This is a genomic window from Rhizobium sp. NZLR10 (assembly GCF_019685125.1).
Lineage (GTDB): Bacteria > Pseudomonadota > Alphaproteobacteria > Rhizobiales > Rhizobiaceae > Rhizobium.
The window spans coordinates 23,512-46,427 of sequence record NZ_JABDWE010000001.1 but is presented as its reverse complement, the minus strand read 5'-3'; the positions used below and the strand labels follow the sequence as shown (position 1 = coordinate 46,427).

17 protein-coding genes are annotated in these 22,916 nt (G+C 58.8%); 13 read left to right on the top strand and 4 right to left on the bottom strand.

Annotated elements, in window-relative coordinates; genetic code table 11:
- Positions 1-14 precede the first annotated feature (14 nt).
- Positions 15-341, bottom strand: coding sequence for a hypothetical protein (locus HJB82_RS00175; RefSeq protein WP_207585149.1), 327 nt, complete (start codon positions 339-341; stop codon positions 15-17).
- 155 nt (positions 342-496) lie between these two features.
- On the opposite strand from HJB82_RS00175, the gene HJB82_RS00170 reads away from it, so the two are divergent.
- From HJB82_RS00170 to HJB82_RS00150, 5 genes are all read left to right on the top strand, one after another.
- Entirely contained in the window at positions 497-1,354 is an 858-nt protein-coding gene (locus tag HJB82_RS00170; protein ID WP_221117630.1) for a WecB/TagA/CpsF family glycosyltransferase, read from the top strand.
- 15 nt (positions 1,355-1,369) lie between these two features.
- Complete coding sequence (locus HJB82_RS00165; RefSeq protein WP_207585151.1) at positions 1,370-2,863, top strand: sugar transferase; 1,494 nt, start codon at positions 1,370-1,372, stop codon at positions 2,861-2,863.
- A 39-nt stretch (positions 2,864-2,902) separates the two neighbouring features.
- A complete protein-coding gene (locus HJB82_RS00160; protein ID WP_207585152.1) occupies positions 2,903-3,955 on the top strand; it encodes a UDP-glucuronic acid decarboxylase family protein in 1,053 nt (350 codons plus the stop codon).
- Positions 3,956-4,084: 129 nt separating this feature from the next.
- Positions 4,085-4,894 (top strand): glycosyltransferase family 2 protein, encoded by an 810-nt coding sequence (locus HJB82_RS00155; protein WP_207585153.1) that lies wholly within the window; start codon positions 4,085-4,087, stop codon positions 4,892-4,894.
- A gap of 214 nt (positions 4,895-5,108) precedes the next feature.
- Positions 5,109-6,101 (top strand): glycosyltransferase, encoded by a 993-nt coding sequence (locus HJB82_RS00150; protein ID WP_207585154.1) that lies wholly within the window; start codon positions 5,109-5,111, stop codon positions 6,099-6,101.
- 221 nt (positions 6,102-6,322) lie between these two features.
- Here HJB82_RS00150 and HJB82_RS00145 read toward each other — a convergent pair whose 3' ends face one another.
- On the bottom strand, positions 6,323-7,084 hold the full coding sequence (locus tag HJB82_RS00145; protein ID WP_207585155.1) for a response regulator transcription factor: 762 nt from the start codon (positions 7,082-7,084) through the stop codon (positions 6,323-6,325).
- A gap of 562 nt (positions 7,085-7,646) precedes the next feature.
- On the opposite strand from HJB82_RS00145, the gene HJB82_RS00140 reads away from it, so the two are divergent.
- The 6 genes from HJB82_RS00140 to HJB82_RS00115 are packed head-to-tail and all read left to right on the top strand — an operon-like array spanning position 7,647 to position 13,190.
- The gene (locus HJB82_RS00140) at positions 7,647-8,153 is read left to right on the top strand and encodes an acyltransferase (protein ID WP_207585156.1); all 507 of its coding nucleotides are present in this window, start codon (positions 7,647-7,649) and stop codon (positions 8,151-8,153) included.
- The gene (locus HJB82_RS00135; RefSeq protein WP_207585157.1) at positions 8,150-9,187 is read left to right on the top strand and encodes a Gfo/Idh/MocA family protein; all 1,038 of its coding nucleotides are present in this window, start codon (positions 8,150-8,152) and stop codon (positions 9,185-9,187) included. Before HJB82_RS00140 ends, HJB82_RS00135 begins: the two co-directional genes overlap by 4 nt.
- Positions 9,184-10,287 carry a DegT/DnrJ/EryC1/StrS aminotransferase family protein gene (locus HJB82_RS00130; RefSeq protein WP_221139379.1) on the top strand — a complete coding sequence of 368 codons (1,104 nt, stop codon included), beginning with the start codon at positions 9,184-9,186 and terminating at the stop codon, positions 10,285-10,287. Before HJB82_RS00135 ends, HJB82_RS00130 begins: the two co-directional genes overlap by 4 nt.
- Positions 10,277-10,996, top strand: coding sequence for a DapH/DapD/GlmU-related protein (locus tag HJB82_RS00125; protein WP_207585159.1), 720 nt, complete (start codon positions 10,277-10,279; stop codon positions 10,994-10,996). The genes HJB82_RS00130 and HJB82_RS00125 overlap by 11 nt, the downstream gene beginning before the upstream one ends.
- On the top strand, positions 10,993-11,964 hold the full coding sequence (locus HJB82_RS00120) for an NAD-dependent epimerase/dehydratase family protein (RefSeq protein WP_207585160.1): 972 nt from the start codon (positions 10,993-10,995) through the stop codon (positions 11,962-11,964). The genes HJB82_RS00125 and HJB82_RS00120 overlap by 4 nt, the downstream gene beginning before the upstream one ends.
- The gene (locus tag HJB82_RS00115) at positions 11,961-13,190 is read left to right on the top strand and encodes a DegT/DnrJ/EryC1/StrS aminotransferase family protein (protein WP_221139378.1); all 1,230 of its coding nucleotides are present in this window, start codon (positions 11,961-11,963) and stop codon (positions 13,188-13,190) included. Before HJB82_RS00120 ends, HJB82_RS00115 begins: the two co-directional genes overlap by 4 nt.
- A gap of 72 nt (positions 13,191-13,262) precedes the next feature.
- On the opposite strand, the gene HJB82_RS00110 is transcribed toward HJB82_RS00115, so the two are convergent.
- Both HJB82_RS00110 and HJB82_RS00105 read right to left on the bottom strand, forming a co-directional pair.
- Positions 13,263-14,771, bottom strand: a complete 1,509-nt coding sequence (locus HJB82_RS00110) for an O-antigen translocase (protein ID WP_207585162.1) — start codon at positions 14,769-14,771, stop codon at positions 13,263-13,265.
- Positions 14,772-14,963: 192 nt separating this feature from the next.
- Positions 14,964-16,274: a polysaccharide biosynthesis/export family protein gene (locus HJB82_RS00105; protein ID WP_221139377.1), complete on the bottom strand. Its 1,311-nt coding sequence runs from the start codon at positions 16,272-16,274 to the stop codon at positions 14,964-14,966.
- Between the two features lie 578 nt (positions 16,275-16,852).
- Between HJB82_RS00105 and HJB82_RS00100 the strand changes: the two genes are divergently transcribed.
- On the top strand, positions 16,853-21,358 hold the full coding sequence (locus HJB82_RS00100) for a N,N-dimethylformamidase beta subunit family domain-containing protein (protein ID WP_221139376.1): 4,506 nt from the start codon (positions 16,853-16,855) through the stop codon (positions 21,356-21,358).
- Between the two features lie 212 nt (positions 21,359-21,570).
- Positions 21,571-22,755: a GTP-binding protein gene (locus HJB82_RS00095; RefSeq protein ID WP_221139375.1), complete on the top strand. Its 1,185-nt coding sequence runs from the start codon at positions 21,571-21,573 to the stop codon at positions 22,753-22,755.
- Positions 22,756-22,916 lie beyond the last annotated feature (161 nt).

Sequence of the window (22,916 nt, the reverse complement as noted above, 5' to 3'; positions counted from 1 at the left end):
AATGATCAATCGCGTCAAGGCGAAGGCCTTTTGAGGGTCAGGCGAAGCCGCAGCCAGATCGCCTCGAAGATCTGCTGGCTCCTGTCAACCAGCGTCGGCATTTGCCGGGCATGTTCGATCCGCACATCAAAGATGATGGCATTGCCAGCTCGTACGCGCAGGCTCTTCTCTAGCAAGGCCTTTACCAGACCCTTGAGATGAGATTTCGGTCGAACCTTCAATGTCGCCGGCGAGTTCATTCCGATTCTGGCGATAGAACACGATCCTCCCCGGCTTTGTTCGCGCGAGCGAATATCTTCTGCAGCTCTTCGGTCATCAAAAAGAGCAACATGGCAAGCCATGGGGTACGTAGACTTACTTCGAATATCGTACGCCATCCCGGCGTAAGACGTAAACGTGAAGTCTCTTCTACGTCCAATAGCTGGAGCGGCAAGTATGGAGGCAATCGACCTGCCGGGATATTCTGATGACAGTTTCAGTCGCGAAAGCGTAGGTCATGAGAAAACAATCAGTAGGCAGCAGCCCAACTTCAGTTCTTCATCCAGGGGGCTCTTTAGGATGGACGAATGTCCTTGGTGTTCGCGTCTCGGCAGTCAATCTCAAAAGCGCGACGGGATTTATTCAAAAAGCGGTCGAAGACGGCAGGAAGGAATATGTATGCGTTCGCGACGCACACGGCATCGTCCGATGTCAGGATGATCCCGAGCTCCGGTCGATCCATAACCGGGCGTTCCTCGTAACCCCCGACGGCATGCCGCTTGTTTGGGCGCTGAGACATGCTGGTCATGCCGAAAGCGACAGGGTCTATGGACCAGATCTCATGCTATCCGTTTTCGATGCCGGCAGCGCCAAGGGCTTGCGCCATTTCCTTTATGGCGCAACGGCCGAAACGCTCGAACAACTGCAGGCGCGCCTTCTCGCAAAATATCCGCAAGCGCGGATCGTCGGCTCCTATGCACCGCCTTTTCGCAAACTGTCGACGCGGGAGGAAACGGATATTGCTGACCGGCTCAACCGGTCGGGCGCCGATATCATCTGGGTCGGGCTGAGCAGTCCCAAACAGGAACTCTGGATGGCGCGCATGCGCGATCGTCTGGAAGCATCGATGCTCATCGGTGTCGGAGCTGCGTTCGATTTCCACGCCGGCCTCAAGCGGCAGGCTCCGAGGTTCATTCAAAGAAGCGGCTTCGAATGGGCGTTTCGTCTTCTGTGCGAGCCGCGGCGGCTGTGGCGGCGCTATGCGCTCGTCGTGCCGACCTTCATCTCACTGTCAGCATTCCAGAGACTGGGACTTCGGAAGTTTCCGATCGAAGACGCCATTTCTGAATCGGGCGCGTCGGGACAAATGCAGTAGAGGGGTAAAAGCGTCATGTCCATATTTGTGCCGTCAGCTATGACACCGGGTCCGTCGAAGGCATCCACACCAAATGACATGACATCGCGGGCGATTCCGGCAGGGTCCGTGCCGCCCATAGCAGCCAGGACTGCCGATGCCTTTGCGCCGGCTGGACTGAATATGCCCGTCGCACTAGGGCGCCAGCTTCCTCGGCTTGCAACGTCGTCCTTCCTGGTCGCCGGCGACATTGCCAGCTATCTGACTGCCTATTTCGTTCTCCTGTTCTTTCTTCCCAGTGGTTCGGAGGGCACGCTCGTGGAGCGTGCGTTCACGATCGCCGCACTGGCTGCGATTGTTCTTTACGCATCGGCCGGCCTCTATCCTGGATATCGGCTGCATGACCACGAACATCTGCGGCGGCGCACTATGGCTGCCGTCAAGGTGGCTGTCCTGGCGGCATTCGCAGCGATTGTCCTGCCGGAGGGGGAACGACTGCTGCTTGCCATTATTGTGTTCCTCGGTCTCGGGCTGATTGTTCAGCCATTTGTGCATTGGCTTGCACGTGGCCTGTGCTGGAGACTTGGAATTTGGGGGGAGCGCGCGGTTGTCATAGGGGGGCGCAACCTTGCTCCCGCGCTCGTGGCACATTTCAACGACCACTGGCAGTATGGCATCAGGCCGGAGCCCTCTTCCTCCGATACTTTGGAGGCATTGCCGGGTGGCGGGCCATCCATTGCGGTGATTGCCGGCGACACTGGCTCGCTTGTGTCCGACTTGCCGGCGATGCGTCGGAAGTTCGCCGAAATCATTTTGCTGTCCGACACGCCGAGCCTTAAGGTAAGTGGATTGCGACCTGCGGATATCGGCGGAGAGATCGGTATTCGCCTCACCACCGGTGGGAGTTCGATCAACTCGGATCCGGTTCGCCGGATCCTCGATCTCGCAATCGCCGTCCCTGCAACGATCGTGGTCGCGCCATTCATCGCGATGGCAGCGGCCGCAATCTATGCCATCGATCCAGGCCCTGTCTTCTTTCGGCATGCCAGGGAAGGACGGTCCGGCAGGCCGGTGCACGTCCTGAAACTGAGGACGATGTACCAAGACGCGGAAAAGCGCCTCGAAGCACTATTCCGAGACAACCCTGCCATGCGCGCCGAGTGGTTGAGCCACTTCAAGCTCAAGGACGATCCGCGCGTCCTTCCGATTATAGGACATATGCTGCGCTCATCGAGCATCGACGAGCTCCCGCAATTGGCAAACATCATTGCGGGCGAGATGGCCTTTGTGGGACCACGCCCGTTCCCGGAGTATCACCTTTCGGCGATGGACGGCGAATTTCGGGACAAGCGCCGTTCCGTCACGCCGGGGCTCACGGGCCTTTGGCAAATTTCTGAACGAAGCGATGCGGACATCGAGCTGCAGCAGCAACTCGACGAGTTCTACATCGACAACCGGTCCCTGTGGTTCGACTGCCAAATTCTTCTCGGCACAATCCCCGCGGTTTTCAAGCGCAGGGGAGCCTGCTGACCACTTCCACGAGGCAACCATCAACAACGGAGCACACCAATGCACGGACACAAGAGAATTATGGTTACCGGCGGCACCGGGTTTCTGGGATCATTCCTGTGCGAAAGGCTTTTGCGAGAGGGCAATGACGTCCTCTGCGTGGACAATTACTACACCGGTTCGCGCGACAACGTGCTGCACCTTCTCGACGACCCGCGCTTTGAGATTCTTCGCCACGACATTACCTTCCCGCTGTATGTGGAGGTCGACGAGATCTACAACCTCGCCTGCCCGGCATCTCCGGTCCACTATCAGCACGACCCCGTGCAAACGGTGAAGACCAATGTGCACGGGGCCATCAACATGCTCGGCTTGGCAAAACGCACCAAGGCGAAGATCTTCCAGGCCTCCACCAGCGAAGTTTATGGCGATCCGGCCGTGCACCCTCAACCCGAGGAGTATCGAGGCAGCGTCAATCCGATAGGCCCGCGGGCATGTTATGACGAAGGCAAGCGGTGTGCCGAAACATTATTCTTCGACTATCATCGCCAATACGGTGTGGAAATCCGCGTGGCGCGGATCTTCAATACTTATGGGCCGCGTATGCAGACCAACGACGGCCGCGTCGTCTCCAATTTCATCGTTCAGGCGCTTCAAAACGAGCCGATCACCATCTTCGGCAAGGGCACGCAGACGCGCTCCTTCTGCTATGTAGACGATCTGATCGAGGGCTTCATCCGCCTGATGGGTACGCCGGCCGGCGTCACGGGTCCGATCAATCTCGGCAACCCAGGAGAATTCCAGGTCCGGGAACTGGCCGAAATGGTCATCGAGATGACCGGATCGAAATCAAGCATCGTTTACAATCCTCTGCCGATTGACGATCCCACACAGCGCAAGCCCGACATCAGCCGGGCAAAGCAGGACCTGGGCTGGCAGCCGACGGTGAACCTGCGTGAGGGGCTCGAGAAAACGATCGCGTATTTCGAGTGGAAGCTTTCTGGCGGAGCCAAGAGCGTGCCTGGCGTCCGGTCCTCGCGAACGGCTTACACCTATCTGCCTACTCCGGCCGTCGGCCTTCCTGTTGCGCAAGCTGCGCCCCTGGGAACGTGAACAGAAACGGCAAGCGAAAATCAAGGCTCGGTTTCTTCAATAGACCGAGCCCCAAATCGCGGTTTGCAAAATGAGCGGCAACCGTCGGACGTGCAAATCGCTGCAAAAACAACAATGAGGAAATGAGGCATGCGCGTTGCCGTTGTTACGCCATACTACAAGGAGCCTAACGAGCTCCTTGAGCAATGCCGGGCGAGCGTTCTCGACCAAACCGTTGCATGCGACCATGTTTTTGTTGCCGACGGGTTTCCGAACGCTATCGTCGGTGGCTGGCGCGCAAAACATTTCATTCTGCCGAATGCTCACGGCGACGCCGGCAACATGGCTCGCGTGATCGGCAGCCTCAGCGCCTTTGCCCAGGGCTATGACGCGGTGGCGTTTCTCGATGCGGACAACTGGTACAGATCCGACCACATCCAGCGCTTGCTTGAGCTTCACCGCCGTACCGGTGCTGCGGTTTGCACATCGAGACGTTCGATGCACCGTGCGGACGGCACCTACATGTTCGACGACTCAAAGAGCGACGGTCGCACGCACGTGGATACGAACTGCTTATTTCTCACGCGACCGTCCCTGCCGATCATTGCGCGCTGGGCTCACATGCCGAGGGAACTCTATCCAGTCGGAGATTCCGTCTATTGGAGCTCGATCCGAAGCTCTCGGCTGTCGCTCTCTCATGAACCGACCGCGACGGTATGCTACCGGACGACTTGGGAAGCCGACTACAAGCGAATGGGAGAACCTGTTCCTGCAGGCAGCAAGACCCTCGCGTTCACCGACCAGCCATATCACTGGTTCAAGTCTCTCCCGGCTCGGGACCGCTGGCGCATCTGGCAGGATTTCGGCTTTCCCCTCAGGCGCCGCACGGTGGCAAAGCTGGTCGGCCAATATGCGCTGTCAAGGCTTTCCCCCACCTCTTATCTCGGCGCCAAAATATGAACACCCAAAGTCTTGCCGAGCCGGCAATATCCCGTCTTCTTGCCCGGTCCGCCTTGTTGGCAACTGTCTGGCCTCGCGTGAAATCAGCCAGGCGAAAACATTCTCAACGCATGCGAGAATAATCGGAAAACAAATTACGCATAACAAAGAAACGATGCCGCGTCCGAAAGATTTGTCAAACCAGGAGTGACGCAGTGCTTACGGAGGAAGAAGTTTGCAACGTGTTGATGTCGTAGTCCCCTGCTATAATTATTCCCATTTCTTGCAGGAATGCGTTGAAAGCGTCCTTTCGCAGGCGGGCGTCGATGTGCGCGTGCTCATTATAGATGACTGCTCGCCAGACAATACGCCGGAAGTCGGGATGGCCCTGGCATCCCGCGACACGCGGGTCACTTATCGGCGGCACACTGCAAACATGCGGCACATCGCTACCTACAATGAAGGGATCGATTGGGCAGGCGGTGACTTATTCCTGCTTCTTTCTGCGGATGATTATCTTCTGCCGGGCGCGCTGGACCGCTCGGCGGAGCTGATGCGCAAGTATCCGGATGTGGGGTTGGTGTTCGGGAACGCGCTCATAGCTGAGCCAGATGGTACTACGAGCAAGCGCGCGGATCCTCTCGGCGACAATAACGTGCACCCCATGCAGGTCTTGTCCGGTCGGCAATTCATGCGGTTGAGTGGAGCGCGCAATCTCGTTCCAACGCCGACAGCTGTTGTGAGGACGGCGCTGCAAAAGCAGGTCGGCGGCTATCGCAAGGAACTGCCGCATGCCGGCGATATGGAAATGTGGCTGCGACTCGCATCACATGCCGGCGTTGGCTACATCAATGACGACCAAGCAGTCTATCGCCAGCATGCTTCGAATATGTCGCTGCAATACTATGGGGAAAATATCCTCTCCGACCTTCTACAAAGAAAAATGGCTTTTGATATCCTGTTTAACCAAGCGGCCGATAGCCTCAGGAAAGATGAGATGTTGCGACGCTTTCTTGCCAGAGATCTCGGAAAACAGGCGCTTCGACAGGCTGGTATTGCATTCAACAACTTCGACGTTGCGACGGCCGTGGCTATTCAGCGTTTTGCACTGGAGGTTTCTCCTGAGGTGCGAAATTCGTTGCCCTGGATCAAGTTGATCTGCAAGCAAACGATCGGGCCAAAATGCTGGTATGCCTTGAATTCTGTGCGGCGAAGAGTTGCGGCGTGAATGGGCAGGATCGGGCCGGGTCAGTTCATCCGCAAGTATGGTAAAAACAGGCCGTGGTTGAGCGCCCGATTGCTACTCATGCCAAAATCGCGGGAAGCGTAATAGATCGCCTTGGTATAAGAAGACCCGGTGACGCATTCGCGCCACCGGGGGTGATTTGAGCAAGAATGTGGTTGCAAGAAAAGATTTGTCCAAGCCCTAGTATCGTCACTACGTATTGTTCACGCTAGTGCCGGAATTCCACTCTGGAACAAGTCGTTAAGCTTGAACACGACTTCCGTCCTGTTGGTTGCCTTGACCTTTTTCATGATGTTGCGAACGTGTACCTTGACGGTGCTTTCTCGCAGGTTGAGCTCATAGGCAATGATCTTGTTCGCCTTTCCGCGCCGCAGTGCCGCGACGACTTCGGCCTGGCGGTCCGTGAATATCCCGGCCAGCGGGTGCGCTGTCGGGTTGTTCGACTGCAGCAAGTGACGCATGGCGAACAGGGCGCTTGCGGGCACGAAGAGTCCTCCTGCTACCGATAGCGCAATCAGCTCCATGCACACGCTAATGCTGACGGAGGCAGGAATATAACCCTTGGCTCCGTAGTCGATCGCCCTGACGATTTGAGCGAAATCGTCACTATCCGACAATATGATGACCGGTGTCGACACGAATTCCGACGAAAGGCTCTTGATCTGCTCCGAAACGACAGGGTCGTCGACCGTCTTGCCACCGACGTTCAAGAGGATTGCCGAAAGCGGAGGATATTCTTCGCGCTTTTGCTTCCACTCTTCAATCGATCCGAACGCCAGAATCACGAAATCCGCCGTGTGGGCGGCCATGCATTGCGCAAGGCAGTGCCGATCAAGTTCCCTCCTGTCAAGAATGACTAGTGAGTGCTTTGACTTCGACGGTCGGGTAAACGCCGTCGAGCCATCTTCTATCTCTATCGGAAGAGATACGGATTCCTGCCTGTGGCTTATATTTATTGTATCCAACGCCCCATCCTCCCAGCCTTTTTTACGCGGTACTTCAAAGTCGAATATCAAACTCCTCTGCAAATATGGGAGTTTAATTAGCAAAAGTGCTAATTTAATACCACAGTTTCGGGGATGTTAAACTAATTAATAGTGGTTACCTCAGCACATAGGTTCCATGGAAAGATACAAATGGTTGAATCTCTAAAACTGATCAATCTGAGTCTAGTTCATTTGTATGTCGATCCATGGGGTTGCTACACATATTCAATTTAACTCGCTAAACCCATGTAAACTATGCCCGTCTTCGACGTGGAGGATCAGGATCGATCGTTGCGTGACCTGTCGCTGCTGATGATCGATGGCCATAGACGTTCGCATGCGATCGTCATCAAATTTCGTAAGCAGATACGCCTTTAGGTGGATGAGCTTCCACGTTTTGTTTCTTTACTAAAAGGAAGAAAACAATTCTTTTTGAAGCGGAAGAAATATTTGCTCTGACGAAACGAAACCTTGGATGCATTCTTGCGATTGCCGGTTTCACCCAAGTCAGGGTTTGTTGAGGAGTAGGGGGCGAGTTGGGATGATTGCATCGAACGTCAACCTGGGTGACGGCTGCGTTATCCACCATCGGGATCTTGTCAATCTCTACGGCTGCACGATCGGCGCGGGAACGCGCATCGGCACCTTCGTTGAAATCCAGAAAAACGTCCTCGTCGGAAAAGACTGCAAGATCTCCAGCCATTCCTTCCTGTGTGAAGGCGTGACGCTGGAGGACGGCGTTTTTATCGGTCACGGGGTCATGTTCACCAATGATACTTACCCGCGCGCCGTCAATTCGGACGGCAGTCTGCAGACGGAGGCTGACTGGGTTGTCATCCCCACTCTGGTCAAGCGCCACGCGTCGATCGGCAGCAACGCCACCATTCTGCCTGGCGTGACCATCGGAGAGGCCGCGCAAGTCGGCGCAGGCGCGGTTGTAACGAAGGATGTGCCTGACGGCACCATTGTTGCCGGCGTTCCGGCGAGGATCACCGGTCGCGTTCATGACCGGTCAGTCAACATGCAAGAGTTGGGAGGAATGCGATGATCGGCATTGCTGTTATTGGGTATGGGTATTGGGGTCCGAACCTGGTTCGTAACATCTCGGAAGCGGCCGGCGCGAACCTCCTTTCAGTTTGTGATCTGAACGTCGAACGGTTGGCGGCTGTTAAAAGCCGGTATCCCGCAGTAACGATCACTGACAATTTCGAGGAAGTTCTGCGCGATCCGAGGGTGGATGCAATCGCCATCGCAACGCCGGTCTCGACCCATTTCAAGCTCGCAATGCAGGCTATGATGGCCGGAAAACATGTCTTCGTCGAAAAGCCGATGGCATCGACGACGGAGGAAGCCGCGCGGATGGTCGAGGAAGCCGCGCGCAGACGCCTGGTGCTGGCCGTGGATCATACCTTCGTCCACACCGGCGCCGTCCGCAAGATGCGCGAACTCGTCGAAAGCGGCCTCGGCGACATGTATTATTATGACTCCGTCCGGGTCAATCTGGGGCTCTTCCAGCACGATGTCAGCGTCATCTGGGATCTCGCGGTGCACGACCTGTCCATCCTGGACCATGTCCTGCAGGAAAGGCCGGTGGCTGTTTCTGCGACGGGCATGAGCCATGTACTCGGCGAGCCGGAGAACATCGCCTATCTGACGCTCTTCTTCGAGAGCAAGCTCATCGCGCACATCCACGTCAATTGGCTGGCCCCTGTCAAGGTCCGCCGCACGCTGATCGGCGGCAGCAACAAGATGATCGTTTATGACGATCTGGAGCCCAGTGAAAAGATCAAGGTCTATGACAAGGGCATCACCATGTGCCCGAATTCCGACGCGTATGGCGAGAAGGTGCATCAGATGATGGTCGGTTACCGCAGCGGCGACATGTGGGCGCCCAAGCTCGATATGACCGAAGCGTTGAAACGCGAACTGGATCAGTTCGTCGATTGCATCGAGCACAATTCGCGGCCCATCACTGATGGCCAGGCCGGGCTGCGCGTCGTCCGCATCCTTGAAGCCGCAAGCCGGTCGCTTGCCCAGCGCGGTCGCATCATAGAGCTTGAAGAGGCGAGGCGCATCGCATGATCCCGTTCCTGGACCTCAAAGCACAATATCAATCGATCAAGAGCGAAATTGACGCCGCCGTGCTCGGCGTGCTTGCCTCGGGGCAATACATACTGGGCGAGGAGGTCGCCCGCCTCGAGCAGGAATTCGCGGACTATTGCGATGTCAAACATGCGATAGCCGTCAATACCGGGACGAGTGCCCTGCATCTGTCGCTTCTTGCGGCAGGCGTTGGCCCCGGCGATGAAGTCATCACCGTGCCATTTACCTTCGTCGCGACCGTATCGGCGATCTGCTACGCAGGTGCACGACCGGTATTCGTCGATGTCGAGCCCGTGACGCTTACGATGGATCCAGCTCAGCTCGAGGCAAAGATCACACCCAGAACCAAGGCCATTGTTCCCGTCCATCTCTATGGTCAGATGGCCGATATGGACGCGATCAGGGCGATTGCTGACCACTACCGGATACCGGTGATCGAGGATGCCTGCCAGGCGCACGGAGCGCAATACAAAGGCGCGCGTGCCGGCAGCATCGGCGCATCCGGCTGTTTCAGCTTCTATCCCGGCAAAAATCTCGGGGCCTGCGGCGAGGGGGGTATCGTCGTCACGAACAGCGACGATCAGGCCAAAACGATGCGCATGTTGCGCGACTGGGGTCAGGAACAGCGCTATCACCATCTGCTGAAGGGCTTCAACTACCGCATGGATGCCATTCAGGGTGCGATCCTGCGCATCAAGCTCCGGCATCTCGAAGCCTGGACCGAAGCGCGGCGCGCCCATGGACGCCGCTACTCGTTGCTGCTTGGCGGTTCGGCGAATTTGAGGACGCCTGTCGAAATCACCGACCGGCGCCACGTCTATCACGTCTATGCCATCAGAAGTCGCGATCGCGATGAGCTTCAGCGCGTATTGAGCGCGGAGGGCATTCAGTCCGGGTTGCACTATCCGGTTCCCGTTCATCTGCAGAAGGCCCATGCCGACCTTGGTTACCGACCCGGCGATTTCCCAATCTCGGAAGTCGCCGCACGGGAGGTCCTGTCGCTGCCGATCTATCCCGAGATGCCGGCGCGGCACGTCGATCAGGTGGCCGCCGCGCTGGAGTACGCCTATGTCAGCTAGTCGTGCCGACGAGGCCCGGGTCGTACAGGCGGTCCATGGCCGTCATGAAAGGCCGGCGGACCCTGCCTACCAAGCTGGGTTGGCCGAAGAACTCAGGCAATCTTATGGGCGCCCTGGCCTGATTGAGCTCTACGGTCGTTTCGCGGTCGGTGACGGTGTCATCGATACGCTGATGCGAAAAGCCATCTGGCAAGCCATTGCGCGGAGCTGCGGCACAGGATTGCAGGTTGCAGGCGGTGCCGGTTTCAAACATCCGGAAACTTTCGAAATCGGCGATGGCGTGTTCATTGGCGCCCAGGCCTATATCCAGGGACGCTTTGACGGTACTTGCGTGATCGGCGACAATGTCTGGATCGGGCCGATGGCTTATTTCGACGCTCGCGATCTGGTGATCGAGGATTCTGTCGGGTGGGGACCTGGCGCCAAGGTGCTTGGCTCGACCCACACGGCACTGCCGATGGATGTGCCGATCATTCGCACGGATCTTGAAATCAAGCCGGTACGCATCTGTGCAGAGGCCGATATCGGGACGAATGCGACCATTCTACCCGGTGTGACCATCGGGAAGGGAGCGATCGTTGGAGCGGGGGCAGTTGTCGTTTCAGACGTCGAGCCGTTCTCAGTTGTCGCAGGTGTACCTGCGAAATTCATACGTTGGCGTTCGGATAATGATCCGATGACGAACATGTCGCGTGAGGGAAGATCATGAGAAATCAACGGGTGCTCATTACCGGCGGAGCCGGCCTGATCGGGTCGCATATTGCCGATCTCGTCGCATTGGAAAAACCGCGTGAGATCATCATCCTCGACAACTTCGTGCGCGGACGCCGGGACAATCTCAGCACGGCAATAGCCAGCGGGTCCGTCAACATCATCGAGGGAGATATCCGCGACAGGGCGCTTCTGGCCAAAATCTTCGAAGGCGTCGACATCGTCTTTCATCAGGCCGCAATCCGCATCACGCAATGCGCGGAAGAGCCACGACTGGCTTTCGATGTCCTTGCAGAGGGCACGTTCAACGTTCTCGAATCTGCCGTCAAGGCAGGTGTCTCGAAGGTGGTTGCTGCTTCCTCGGCTTCCGTGCTGGGGCTGGCCGAGAGCTTTCCAACGACCGAAGAGCATCATCCCTACAATAACCGGACGATCTACGGCGCGGCGAAGACATTCAACGAGGGGCTGATGCGCAGCTTTGCGGAGATGTATGGCCTGCGCTATGTCGCGCTCCGCTATTTCAACGTCTACGGCCCGCGCATGGACGTCTACGGCGCCTATACGGAAGTTCTGATCCGTTGGATGGAACGTCTAGTGGCCGGAATGCCGCCCCTCATCTACGGGGACGGTAGCCAGACGATGGACTTCGTCGATGCCCGCGACATCGCCCGCGCAAACATTCTGGCCGCGAAAAGCGATGTCACGGACGAGGTGTTCAACGTCGCCAGCGGCAAGGAAATAAGCCTGCTGGAACTCGCGAAAATGCTAAGCGACATTATGGGTTCCTCACTCGAACCGCAGCACAAGGAAGCCCGCACGGTCAACGGCGTGACCCGTCGTCTCGCCGATATCAGCAAGGCCGAGCGGCTCCTCGGCTTCAAGGCGGAGATCTCTATGGAGCAAGGGCTTCGTGATCTTGTTGCCTGGTGGCAAAAGCAGACCGATGCAGGGGGGCAGGCAGCATGAGCTCATCTCAATCCACGATTCCGGCCACAATTCCGGTCGCCAAACCCGTCCTCGGCGAGGAAGAGGCTGAGGCTGCGCGCCGCGTTATTCTGTCGGGATGGGTGACGCAGGGGCCGGAAGTCGCGGCTTTCGAGCGTGAATTCGCTGCCTTTGTGGGCGCCGTGCATGCCTGCGCCATGTCCAATTGCACGACCGCGTTGCATCTGGCGCTGAAGGCGGTCGGCGTATCCGCTGGCGATGAAGTCGTCACGGTCAGCCATTCTTTCATCGCGACCGCAAACGCGGTTCGATACTGCGATGCAGTGCCTGTTTTCGTCGATATCGAAGAAGATGGTTACAACATCGAAGCCAGTCTGATCGAAAGAGCGATCACACCCCGCACCAAGGCAATTCTCTGCGTGCATCAACTCGGCATGCCTTGCGATCTCCGCGCCATCGTCGAGATCGGCAAGCGCCATCAGATACCGGTCATCGAGGATGCCGCCTGTGCGACGGGAAGCGAAATCCTGTGGGACGGGCGTTGGGAAAAGATCGGCAAAGCGCATGGCGACATTGCCTGCTTCTCGTTCCACCCCCGGAAGGTCGTCACGACGGGAGATGGCGGCATGTTGACCACGGCCAATCCCGAATATGACCGGAAGTTCCGGCTCTGGCGCCAGCATGGCATGAGCGTCACCGATGCCGTTCGTCACGGCTCGAAACAGGTCATCTTCGAAGACTATGACGAGTTGGGTTACAATTACCGGATGACCGATCTTCAGGCTGCCGTCGGACGCGAGCAGTTGCGGCGGCTGCCGGAGTTGGTTGCCCAGCGCAGGCTGCTTGCCGAGCAATATTGCGAACGTCTGTCGACGATTGCCGGGCTATCTCGGCCGGCCGAGCCGCGCTGGGCTCGCAGCAACTGGCAGAGCTTCTGTGTGAGATTGCCCGATACGGCCGACCAGCGGGCCGTCATGCAAACCCTGCTCGATCAGGGTATCTCGACCCGGCGTGGTGTGATGAACATTCATCTGGAGGGAGCCTATTCCGATGAGAGTTCCCACCGCGCTGCCACGAGCCTGATGCGGGGCGTATCTGCGCAGCAGCAAACGATCATCCTGCCGCTTTATGCCCAGATGACGGTGTCTGACGTGGACCGGGTTGTTGAGGCACTTCGCGCAGCCCTTGCGGAAGCGATCATCGGAGCCGCCAGCGTGCAACGTGCCATGGATGTCGCTGTCGCCTGAACCCGCAATTTGCCTGACGCAACAATCGGCATACCGAACAATGCGCGTGTCTCCGGATGCGCGCATTGTTCGTTATGCCGATTTCGTGAGCCATCCGCGGATGGTTGCTGGCACGGACTCCGGCGGAAGCAGGTCGATCAGCATGCGCAGCGAATAGAGCCCGCAGAGAACGACGGCGACGAAGCCAATCACCGTCGCCGGCCATAGCGGCATAATTGAGAACGTCAGGAAAACCACTGCCGATGCGGGCAAGAAAAGCAGCGCGTGTCTGCGATTGGCGGCGGACCAGCGAAAACCGGTCAGCTTCCGCACGATCCCATAGATCAGGATGCTGTGCCAGACATAGAGGCCAAAAAACGCCATGCCGGCTCCTTGCGTACCGAGCAGCGATACGAAGAGCCAGGCAAGCCCCACGTGCACGACTGCCGCCGCAACTTCCGTCCAGAAGAAAATCGCCTGGGTACGCTTCGCCACGACGATGAAACCCATCGGCCAGGAAATAATCCGCAGCATCATTCCAAGGCAGATCCAGCGCAGAAGCTCGACTGCCCCGTGAAATTCCGCCGAATAGAACAGGCTCATCATGAGCGGCGCGAGCGTCAGCGTGCCGAGCAGGCCGGGGCCAGCGAGCAGCATGCTGATTTCGGCCTGTTCATTGACCAGCCGATTGCATTCGGCATTGTTGTCGATCGTTGCGGTCAGGCGCGGATAGAAATCCGTTCCCATGGCCTGCAGGATGAAACCGGCGTAAAGACCGCCGAGGCCCCAAGCTGCTTGATACAATCCCGCCGCCATGACGCCGCCCTCCTTCAGCACGATGATGCGGATGGCATAGGCCGCACCAAAGGTCAGAAGTCCGCTTGCCATGAAGACGAAACCGAGCCGGAGCAGCGCCGACACCTCCCCGCTGAACTGGCGCGTCGACATGGGCGAGGGATTCGGGAAGATCCGCCGGCTGTACCACCAGGTCGGAAGGATGGAGGCAGCTGCAATTACCACGAGCGACGGTGCGATCGCCTGGATCCCGAACAGGTAGATCAGCGGGATACTCACGGCTGTACCGAAGAGCCCGGCAAGCACGTTGATGCGAGCAAGATCCGCAATGCCGCGCATGCCTTGGATCAATGCACTCTGCCCCGCAGATACCAGCCGGAAGAAAACGGCGAGCGACAGCAGCACAATGCCGCCGACGTGCTGGTAATCACCAAAGGTGAAACCTGAGACAGGATATGCCAAAGCGGCCAGAAGAAGCGCGCCAAGCAGCGCCAGCACCACCGATATACGTCTCAGTACGGTCGCCGACTGGGCAATCCTCGCTGCGTCGCCGGTGCCGGCAGCCTCCGCGACCTGACGCACGCCACTGCCGCCAACGCCCAGACCCGCGATAGACTGCGCGATATCGACGATCGAGCTATAAAGGCCCATAAGCCCGATGCCTTCCGGCCCGAGCAGAACGGCCATCGCCTTGTTTCTGATAATGCTGAGTGCGACATTCACGAGCGAAGCGCCGCCCATCAGCATCGTCGACTTGAGGATCTGAGTGTAGGTCTGGCTGGTGGGTGGGGTGATGCGCAAAGTCATCGGAAGCCCCTAGAGCATGATGCCGAAAAGTGTGCGCGGTTTTCGGACGACATCATGCTCTAACCCTTAATTTGAAACAGGATTCAGACTTTAGGCCGATCAGGCCTAAAATCATCCTGTTCGAGCCGTTTATCCCGTGCTGGCGTTCAACGGCCCGCCGCAGGCTCGATTGCAGCACATGCTTTTCGCGTATCACCGGCTTACCTGACTGACATGCGCCTCGGTCTGAACAGGCGGGGCAGCGGCGTCTTCGGACGGCGCATCGGCGATGCGGCCTCGGGTTACCCTGATCACGTCGCCCGGCGCTAGCTCGGTCGTTTCGGAGGCCTGGAATTGATTGACTTGTCCCTTGTCCCGCCGGTTCACGACGAACGTCAGAGGGAGTTCTTCACGGCGGTCATTCACGTTGGCGCCGTTCGAAAATTCTTCGAGAAGCAGTTGTTGCGTGGTGTCGCGCTTCAATTTGAGCTGATCGAGATTGGCTTTTTCCGCCTGCACCTCGGAAGCGACCTCGCTGCGGCGAGTGTCGGAAAGTCCCTCGAGATTGCGCGTCGTCTCGTTGATCGCCTGGCGGCCCCGCATGATGGCAGTCACGAGGTCGAGCCGGTCGGAGCGATAGGTGGTGAGCAATCGTTCCAGATCCATCTGGCGTGAGGTGATCGTAAGCCCCTTCTGGACCAGCGTCTTCACGCTCGTCAGTTGCTCTTCGACCGACTGGATATTGTCATCCGAACCTTTCAGCTTTTCTTCCAGTGTATCGATTTCCGCCGTCAAGAGATTGCGCAATTCGACGAGCGCCACCGACTGCTTGTCCAGCGCGTTTGCACGGGCCTGAAAAATGACCCGCTCCTCCTGGTCGATACTCTCGGCATATTGCCGATCGGCTGCGGGCGGCGGATCGAAGGCGATCTCCTTCGCGTCGGCCATCTCCGCTTGCAGCCGCGCGAGCTTTGCCGAACCGCGCAGCAGCGAATGGTCGATTTCCTGCAAATCGCCAGCAAGCCTGATCGTCTGCGATTGCTGCTGTGCCGCAGCCCGCAACGGGCCGCCGCTCATGGCCAGGGATTGCAGGACGCTGAGGCCGGAGCGAAACTTGTATTCTCCCGGCGCCACCACGTCTCCGACGACGTAAATGGACGGATAGTCGAGGATATCGATGGTCACTGCAGGTGCCTGGGCCAGACCCATCTTCGCCTGAAGGCGCTTGGCAATCTCGTTGGTGAGGCTCGCATTGTCCAGATTTCCAACCGACAGCGCCCCCAGAAAGGGTAGGGAGACCGTACCTGCATCCGAAACCGTATAGTCGCCTCCAATCCCATCCCATCGCTCAAACTGGCCTTTGGACTGGATCCATTGGACGATCGTCAGGCGGATTCTCGTTTGTGGAGCCAAGGGGGCGCTGTCGGCAACAGCGGGCGACACAGCCCCGGCGAGAAAGACGAGTGCGCTGACGACAAACGTCGCGTGAAAGAACACGCTAGGGGCGCGGTGCGATAGATTCATGTATATGTCTCGCCTGCAAAACATTCTTACACGGACGCTGATACGATAACTTGAACTCTGCTCGAACGCCGGAAGCCAATTCCGAAGCTGCTTCGCCAGTGTGCAGTCTGGCGAAGCCTTGAGGAAGGTGGAGGTCGCCTGCTTTGCCACATCAATATTGATGAGGTGGGGAGGGTGCGGAGACTAAATTGGGTAGAAACATATATCGTCGGTGCGCCACACAGACGTCGTCACAGAAAATCAATAGGTTCTGCACGCAGAAATAGGCGCGCTCGCTTCGGTAAAGCGCAACCCCTCCGGCAGCGTCTTTATGCTCCGGATCGCCGATTTTACCGCACGATGCCCCGCCGCTTCGCCACCTCTGCGGCTTCGAGCCTTGCCCAGGAAACGGCGAATCTCTGTCCTCAGGCATCTGATACGTAGCGTGGGCGACGCAACACGGCCGCTTGCCCAAAGGATGCCGCCGGTAGAGCGAAAGGCGTAGGATATACTCTGCTAATTTCGACTATACTTCAGAGCTTCGCCTTTAAGCGATCCTCATAGATTCGACCCTGACAATCTCGCGAGAGGTACCTGCCATGTATCGCAACGCTCGCCGGTGGACTTCGCGCTCACTCCTGCTGGATTCGTTGGTTCCCCGATGGTTGACTGTCGGCGGAAAGGAAAGGCCGCGCAAGCCTGCCGGAAAGCACGGGGACGATGCTCAACTCGCGGCAGAGGTGCAAACGGCGGATGGAAACAAGCAGGCCCCCCTCGTCGGCGATCCCCATAAGGACGCGGCGCTCAACGAGCATGAGGTTGGGCAGAGCGCGGGCGTGAACGGCGACGCTGACGGTCGGGCCGACGACAGCCTCGTAGCGCCGCCCTTGCCTGACGCTTTCGCAATCAATCGCGAAATCGGAGAGCGAAGCGGTGATAGAGCCGCGTCCGTATTGTCAGTTCATATGCCGGATTTTGCCCATTTCGAGGGGAACGCGAACGGAGTTGCATTCGGGGCGGCATCACCCCTTTTACGCACCTACGCTGGGATGAACCTCATAGGCGACGATCCTTTGGCGCCGTATCTGCCGCAAAGCCCTTCACCGACAGCGTCGAGCCACGGTTCTGCCACCGTCGCTAGCGAGCGTGCACACTCGGGCAAAGTCGTCATTCTGGAATCGACGCCAACGGCGCAGACGACCGGGCAGCATGCTGGAGCAAATGCGCTGGCGTTTGGCATGCCCTTTGGTGTGTGCGGGTGCGGCTACTATACGTCCCCCACACGGATTCTCGATTGGGCCCATGGCGGCGCCTTGCTTCAGCAAGATGGTCAGTTGCCGGGAACAAGGCTGACCGAAGGACCGGACTATGTGGAGTCGATCAAGAAGGCCATCGGAGCCTCGGTCAGCGACCCGCTTCTCGATCGTAGCCTGTCTCCTCTCTCGGGCTGGCGCGGAACCGCAAATTGGACAGAATCAACGGCCCTGAACGGATCATTGCCAGGCGGCGGAGAGACCGGAAAGGGCACCACCACGAAAGGTGTCGGCATCCTTTCCGGCTCGGTGACGACGCCGCCTCAACCTTCTGCGCAGCGCTCGTTGACGACGCAAAATCTGGCGGCCGCTGCGGCGACGGCCAGCAACGCGATCGTGCTGGAAAACCAGAAGCAGGGTAATCCGGAAAGCGAGTGGGGCATCGACGGTGCCGGCAGCACCAACATCGAGGGGTTTGCGACTGACATCAGCGTCGACAACGGCAAGACCGTCAGCTTCAAGATCAACACCAATTCCACCAACTACCGGATCGATATATACCGGCTCGGCTATTATGGCGGCATGGGCGCCCGCAAGGTTGCGACCATGCAGCACACCGGATTGCAGACCCAGCCCAATCCGTTGCGCAATGCTACGACCGGCACGGTCGATGCCGGCAACTGGGCAGTCTCCGCCTCGTGGGCGGTACCTGATGATGCCGTCTCGGGCGTCTATATCGCCAAGCTCGTGCGCCAGGATGGCACCTCCGGCGAAAATCAGATCCCGTTCATCGTGCGCGACGATGCCAGCCACAGCGACATCGTTTTCCAGACCGCCGACGAGACCTGGCAGGCATACAACGGCTGGGGTGGTGCAAACTTCTACGGCGGCAACGGTCCGGCGACGGGGCAGGGGGCGGGTCGTGCCTATGCGGTCAGCTACAACAGGCCGATTGCGACCCGCGGCGGCGTCGGCACCTATGCCGGTCCGCAGGATTACCTGTTCGGCGCCGAATATGCGGGCATCTCCTGGCTGGAGCAGAACGGCTACGATGTTTCGTACATGTCGGGTGTCGACGCCGACCGTTATGGCAGCCTGTTGCTCAATCACAAGACTTATATCGATGCCGGGCACGACGAATACTGGTCGGGGCAGCAGAGGACCAATGTCGAAGCCGCACGCGATGCGGGCGTCAATCTGATGTTCTGGAGCGGTAACGAGGTCTACTGGCGCACGCGTTGGGGCAATGCCTACAGCGCCGACGGAACGCCTTATCGCACCCTGATCTCCTACAAGGAGACATGGGGACCACCCGGTACCAGCCTCGACCCTTCCGACCAATGGACCGGCACCTTCCGCGACCCACGCCTCAGCCCACCTGCTATCGGCGGCGGCAATCCTGAGAACTCGCTAACGGGTCAATTATTCAAGGTCGACGATGTCGGCAGCAATCTCGGCGCGATCACGGTCGGATATGACGACGCCAATCTGCGCTTCTGGCGCAATACGAGCGTCGCCAATCTCCAGCCTGGCCAGACGGCAACGCTCACCAAAAACTATCTTGGTTACGAATGGGACGAAGCGCCTGATAACGGCTTCGATCCGGCCGGCCTCGTCAAGCTGTCGTCGACGACGCTTCCGGTCAGCAGTTACCTGCTCGACTACGGAAACACGACCGGCAATGCGACCGCGACCCACAATCTGACGCTCTATCGTGCGCCGAGCGGTGCACTGGTGTTCGGGGCCGGCACAGTCTACTGGACATGGGGCCTGAGCGACAATCACGATAACGAGGCGACCGCGACCGATCCCCGCGTGCAGCAGGCAATGGTGAATTTGCTGGCCGACATGGGTATTCAGCCTGGGACGCTGCAATCCGGGCTCGCCGCCGCAACCGGTTCTACGGACCATGTTGCACCGACTTCCGTTATCACGGGGCCGTCAGCGGCGACGGTTGGCTCCACAGTCACGATTACAGGTACCGCCACCGATACGGGCGGCGGTGTCATCGCCAGTGTCGAGGTTTCGACCGACAATGGCGCGAGCTGGCATCCGGCGACAGGCGATGAGAACTGGACTTATACTTGGTCGCCGCAGGTCGCGGGCAGCTACACGATTCGGTCGCGGGCCGTCGACGATAACATCAACCTTGAAACACCCTCGACAGGACGCACGGTCACCGTGACCGGGGCAAGTTTTACCTCTCTCTTTGGCGCGGCGACGCCGGCGGTCGTCAATACCGACGATACGTCAGCCGTCGAGCTCGGTGTCAAATTCCAGACCTCCGTGGCAGGCACCGTCACCGGTATTCGTTTCTACAAGGGCAGCCTGGACACCGGTACGCATACAGGCTCACTGTGGTCGAGCACGGGTACGCGGGTTGCGACCCTCACCTTCACAAACGAGACCGCCAGCGGCTGGCAGACTGCCTATTTTACCAGCCCAGTGAGCCTGACGCCCGGGCAGACCTACACGGCATCCTATCACACCAATACCGGCAATTACTCGACAACCACCGACTACTTCATCGCCAATGTGACGAGCGGACCGCTGACGGCGCCAGCCAGCGGCAACGGCGTATACACCTATGGCAGCGCCAGCCTGTATCCGACGAGCACCTTCCAGTCGACGAACTATTGGGTCGATGTGATGTTCACGACGCCGAGCTCGAACACGACACCGACGGCAGTTGCCGATGCGGGTAATGCGACCGAGAAGGGCGGGGTGGCCAACGGTTCTGGCGGCGTGGTTGCGAGCGGCAACGTGCTGACCAACGACACCGATCCGGATGCCGGTGACACCAAGACCGTCACGGCAGTGATCTTTGGTGCGACATCAGGCACGCTCGGCACGGCACTGAGCGGCACCTATGGCAGTCTCGTGCTCAGTGCATCGGGCGCCTATAGTTATGCCGTCAACGAGAGCAATACCGCCGTCCAGGGGCTGCGCCAGTCGACCAACACGCTGAGCGATGTCTTCAGCTATACGATGCGCGATACCGCCGGCGCGACGGCCACGGCAAGTCTTACCGTCACCATCCATGGCGCCAACGATGCGCCGGTGCTGGCCGTCCAGACCGTCGCCCAGAATGCGACCGTGGGCTCGGCCTTCTCCTTCGTGCTGCCGACGACGACCTTCACCGATGTCGACAGCGGCGAGACGCTGACCTACTCGGCAACGGCTGCCGATGGCACGGCGCTGCCCGCCTGGCTGAGCTTCAATGCCACGACGCGGACTTTTTCCGGCACACCGACGGCATCGGGCACCTATGGCGTCAAGGTGACGGCGACAGATCTTGGCGGCCTTGCCGCCAACGAGAGCTTCAATGTCGCGGTGTCGGCGACGGCAACGACCTACAGCCTGTTCTCCGCCTCCAGCACGCCGACCCAGACGAACCTCAACGATGGTCAGCAGCTCGAGCTTGGCGTCAAGTTCCAGTCGAACGTTGCCGGTGACGTTACCGGCATCAAGTTCTATCGCAGCGCCAACGACAACGGCCAGAACGTCGTCGACCTGTGGACCACGACGGGCACCAAGCTCGCCACCGCCACCTTCGCCAGCACCACAGGGAGCGGTTGGCAGACGGTGAACTTCACAACGCCCGTTACCATCGCCGCCAATACCAACTATGTCGCGTCCTACCACACCACCGGAGGCTACGTGGCAACGGATGCCTTCTTCGCCACTGCCGTCACCAACGGTCCGTTGACGGCCCAAACAAGCGCGGTCGCCGGTGGCAACGGTGTCTATGCGTATGGCGGCTCCGCCACCACAGGTCTCTTCCCGACCAACTCCTTCGATTCATCGAATTACTATGCCGACGTTGTCTTCCGGCCGCAGCTCGCCGGGTGAAGAAAGGACAAGGTTACGGACCGATTTCGAATGAGGGTAGAACAGGATGATTTTAGGCCCGGTTGGCCTAAAATCTGAATCCTGTTCTAATTTAAAGAGTTAGAGCATGATGTCATAAGAAAACCGCTCACACTTTTCGGCATCATGCTCTGATACGACGCAAATGCTGGTCGCGGCGAGAGGCGCTCCGACCCCACATTCGAGGAATGCCGATGAACAGGATCGAGCGGCTCCCGGTAACCGTGCTGGCCGGCTTCCTCGGCGCTGGTAAGACGACGCTCCTCAGCCACGTCCTGAATAACCGTCAGGGCCTGCGGGTCGCCGTCATCGTCAACGATATGAGCGAAGTGAACATAGACGCCAGTCTCATTCGAGACGGCGGCTGCAACCTGTCGCATACGACGGAGACATTGATCGAGCTCAGCAATGGCTGCATATGCTGCACCCTGCGCAACGATCTCCTGACGGAAGTACGACGGCTGGCCGAAGACCGGCGATACGACTATCTGTTGATAGAAGGTACCGGCATTGCCGAGCCGCTCCCCATCGCGGCAACCTTTTCCTTCCGCGACGAGAACGGCGTCTCGCTCGCCGATTTTGCCAGGCTCGACACAATGGTCACCGTGGTCGACGCTGCAAACCTGTTAGCCGACTACAGCAGTGCCGATCTGCTTGCCGACCGCGGCCTGCAGCGCGACGGTGAGGACCGGCGCACACTCATCGATCTGCTGGTGGATCAGATCGAGTTTGCCGATGTCGTCGTGATCAACAAGATCTCGGAGGCGACCGAAGGGATCCGCGCGGAAGTTCGCAAGATCATTTCTGCACTCAACCCGGACGCACGCCAGGTGGAGACGGATTTCGGTGAGGTTTCGCTCGCAACCCTCCTCAATACGGGCCTCTTTGATGAAGCAAAGGCGGCAGCGCACCCGTTGTGGCACAAGGAACTGTACAGCCCTGATAAGCATGTTCCGGAGACGGAGGAGTACGGGGTCTCGAGCTTTGTCTATCGCACGAGGCGCCCCTTCGACCCCAAGCGGTTTCGAGCATTCCTGGACGAGCCGTGGCCGGGGGTGATCCGCGCCAAAGGCCATTTCTGGCTTGCCACGCGCCCGCGTCACGTTGGCCTGATGTCGGCCGCTGGCGTGCAACGGCGCTGCGAGCCCATGGGGCTTTGGTGGGCAGCCGTGCCCCGGCAGGATTGGCCAGGCCATCAGCAGTTTCGTCAGCACCTTGAGAGCCGGTGGGACAGCGCTTGGGGCGACCGCCGGCAGGAATTGGTTTTTATCGGCGTTGGTATGGACGAGACAGGTGTACGGACCGCGCTGGACGGATGCCTCGCCAGCGCCGATCCGCGCGACTGGGCCACCCTCGAAGATCCGTTTCCGGCCTGGTAGCACGGGGCGCAGGACAACGCTCGAGTTGACAACCTCGACCAGCCGGACCAGCAGAATGATACGGAATCAGAATTCCTTTCAACCAGCGTCGGCCACTTGGCAGAACGGTGGGCAGCTTTGAAGCTTGTCGGCCGGCGTGCGGTGAGGATCATCCTATGGGC

Excerpts from the sequence above, each read along its gene's own strand:
- HJB82_RS00165 (WP_207585151.1), top strand. The coding sequence starts at position 1,370 with ATGTCCATATTTGTGCCGTCAGCTATGACACCGGGTCCGTCGAAGGCA.
- HJB82_RS00170 (WP_221117630.1), top strand. The coding sequence starts at position 497 with ATGAGAAAACAATCAGTAGGCAGCAGCCCAACTTCAGTTCTTCATCCA.
- HJB82_RS00140 (WP_207585156.1), top strand. The coding sequence starts at position 7,647 with ATGATTGCATCGAACGTCAACCTGGGTGACGGCTGCGTTATCCACCAT.
- HJB82_RS00120 (WP_207585160.1), top strand. The coding sequence starts at position 10,993 with ATGAGAAATCAACGGGTGCTCATTACCGGCGGAGCCGGCCTGATCGGG.
- HJB82_RS00115 (WP_221139378.1), top strand. The coding sequence starts at position 11,961 with ATGAGCTCATCTCAATCCACGATTCCGGCCACAATTCCGGTCGCCAAA.
- HJB82_RS00105 (WP_221139377.1), bottom strand. The coding sequence starts at position 16,274 with ATGAATCTATCGCACCGCGCCCCTAGCGTGTTCTTTCACGCGACGTTT.
- HJB82_RS00135 (WP_207585157.1), top strand. The coding sequence starts at position 8,150 with ATGATCGGCATTGCTGTTATTGGGTATGGGTATTGGGGTCCGAACCTG.
- HJB82_RS00160 (WP_207585152.1), top strand. The coding sequence starts at position 2,903 with ATGCACGGACACAAGAGAATTATGGTTACCGGCGGCACCGGGTTTCTG.
- HJB82_RS00125 (WP_207585159.1), top strand. The coding sequence starts at position 10,277 with ATGTCAGCTAGTCGTGCCGACGAGGCCCGGGTCGTACAGGCGGTCCAT.
- HJB82_RS00100 (WP_221139376.1), top strand. The coding sequence starts at position 16,853 with ATGTATCGCAACGCTCGCCGGTGGACTTCGCGCTCACTCCTGCTGGAT.
- HJB82_RS00175 (WP_207585149.1), bottom strand. The coding sequence starts at position 341 with ATGGCTTGCCATGTTGCTCTTTTTGATGACCGAAGAGCTGCAGAAGAT.
- HJB82_RS00095 (WP_221139375.1), top strand. The coding sequence starts at position 21,571 with ATGAACAGGATCGAGCGGCTCCCGGTAACCGTGCTGGCCGGCTTCCTC.
- HJB82_RS00110 (WP_207585162.1), bottom strand. The coding sequence starts at position 14,771 with ATGACTTTGCGCATCACCCCACCCACCAGCCAGACCTACACTCAGATC.
- HJB82_RS00130 (WP_221139379.1), top strand. The coding sequence starts at position 9,184 with ATGATCCCGTTCCTGGACCTCAAAGCACAATATCAATCGATCAAGAGC.
- HJB82_RS00155 (WP_207585153.1), top strand. The coding sequence starts at position 4,085 with ATGCGCGTTGCCGTTGTTACGCCATACTACAAGGAGCCTAACGAGCTC.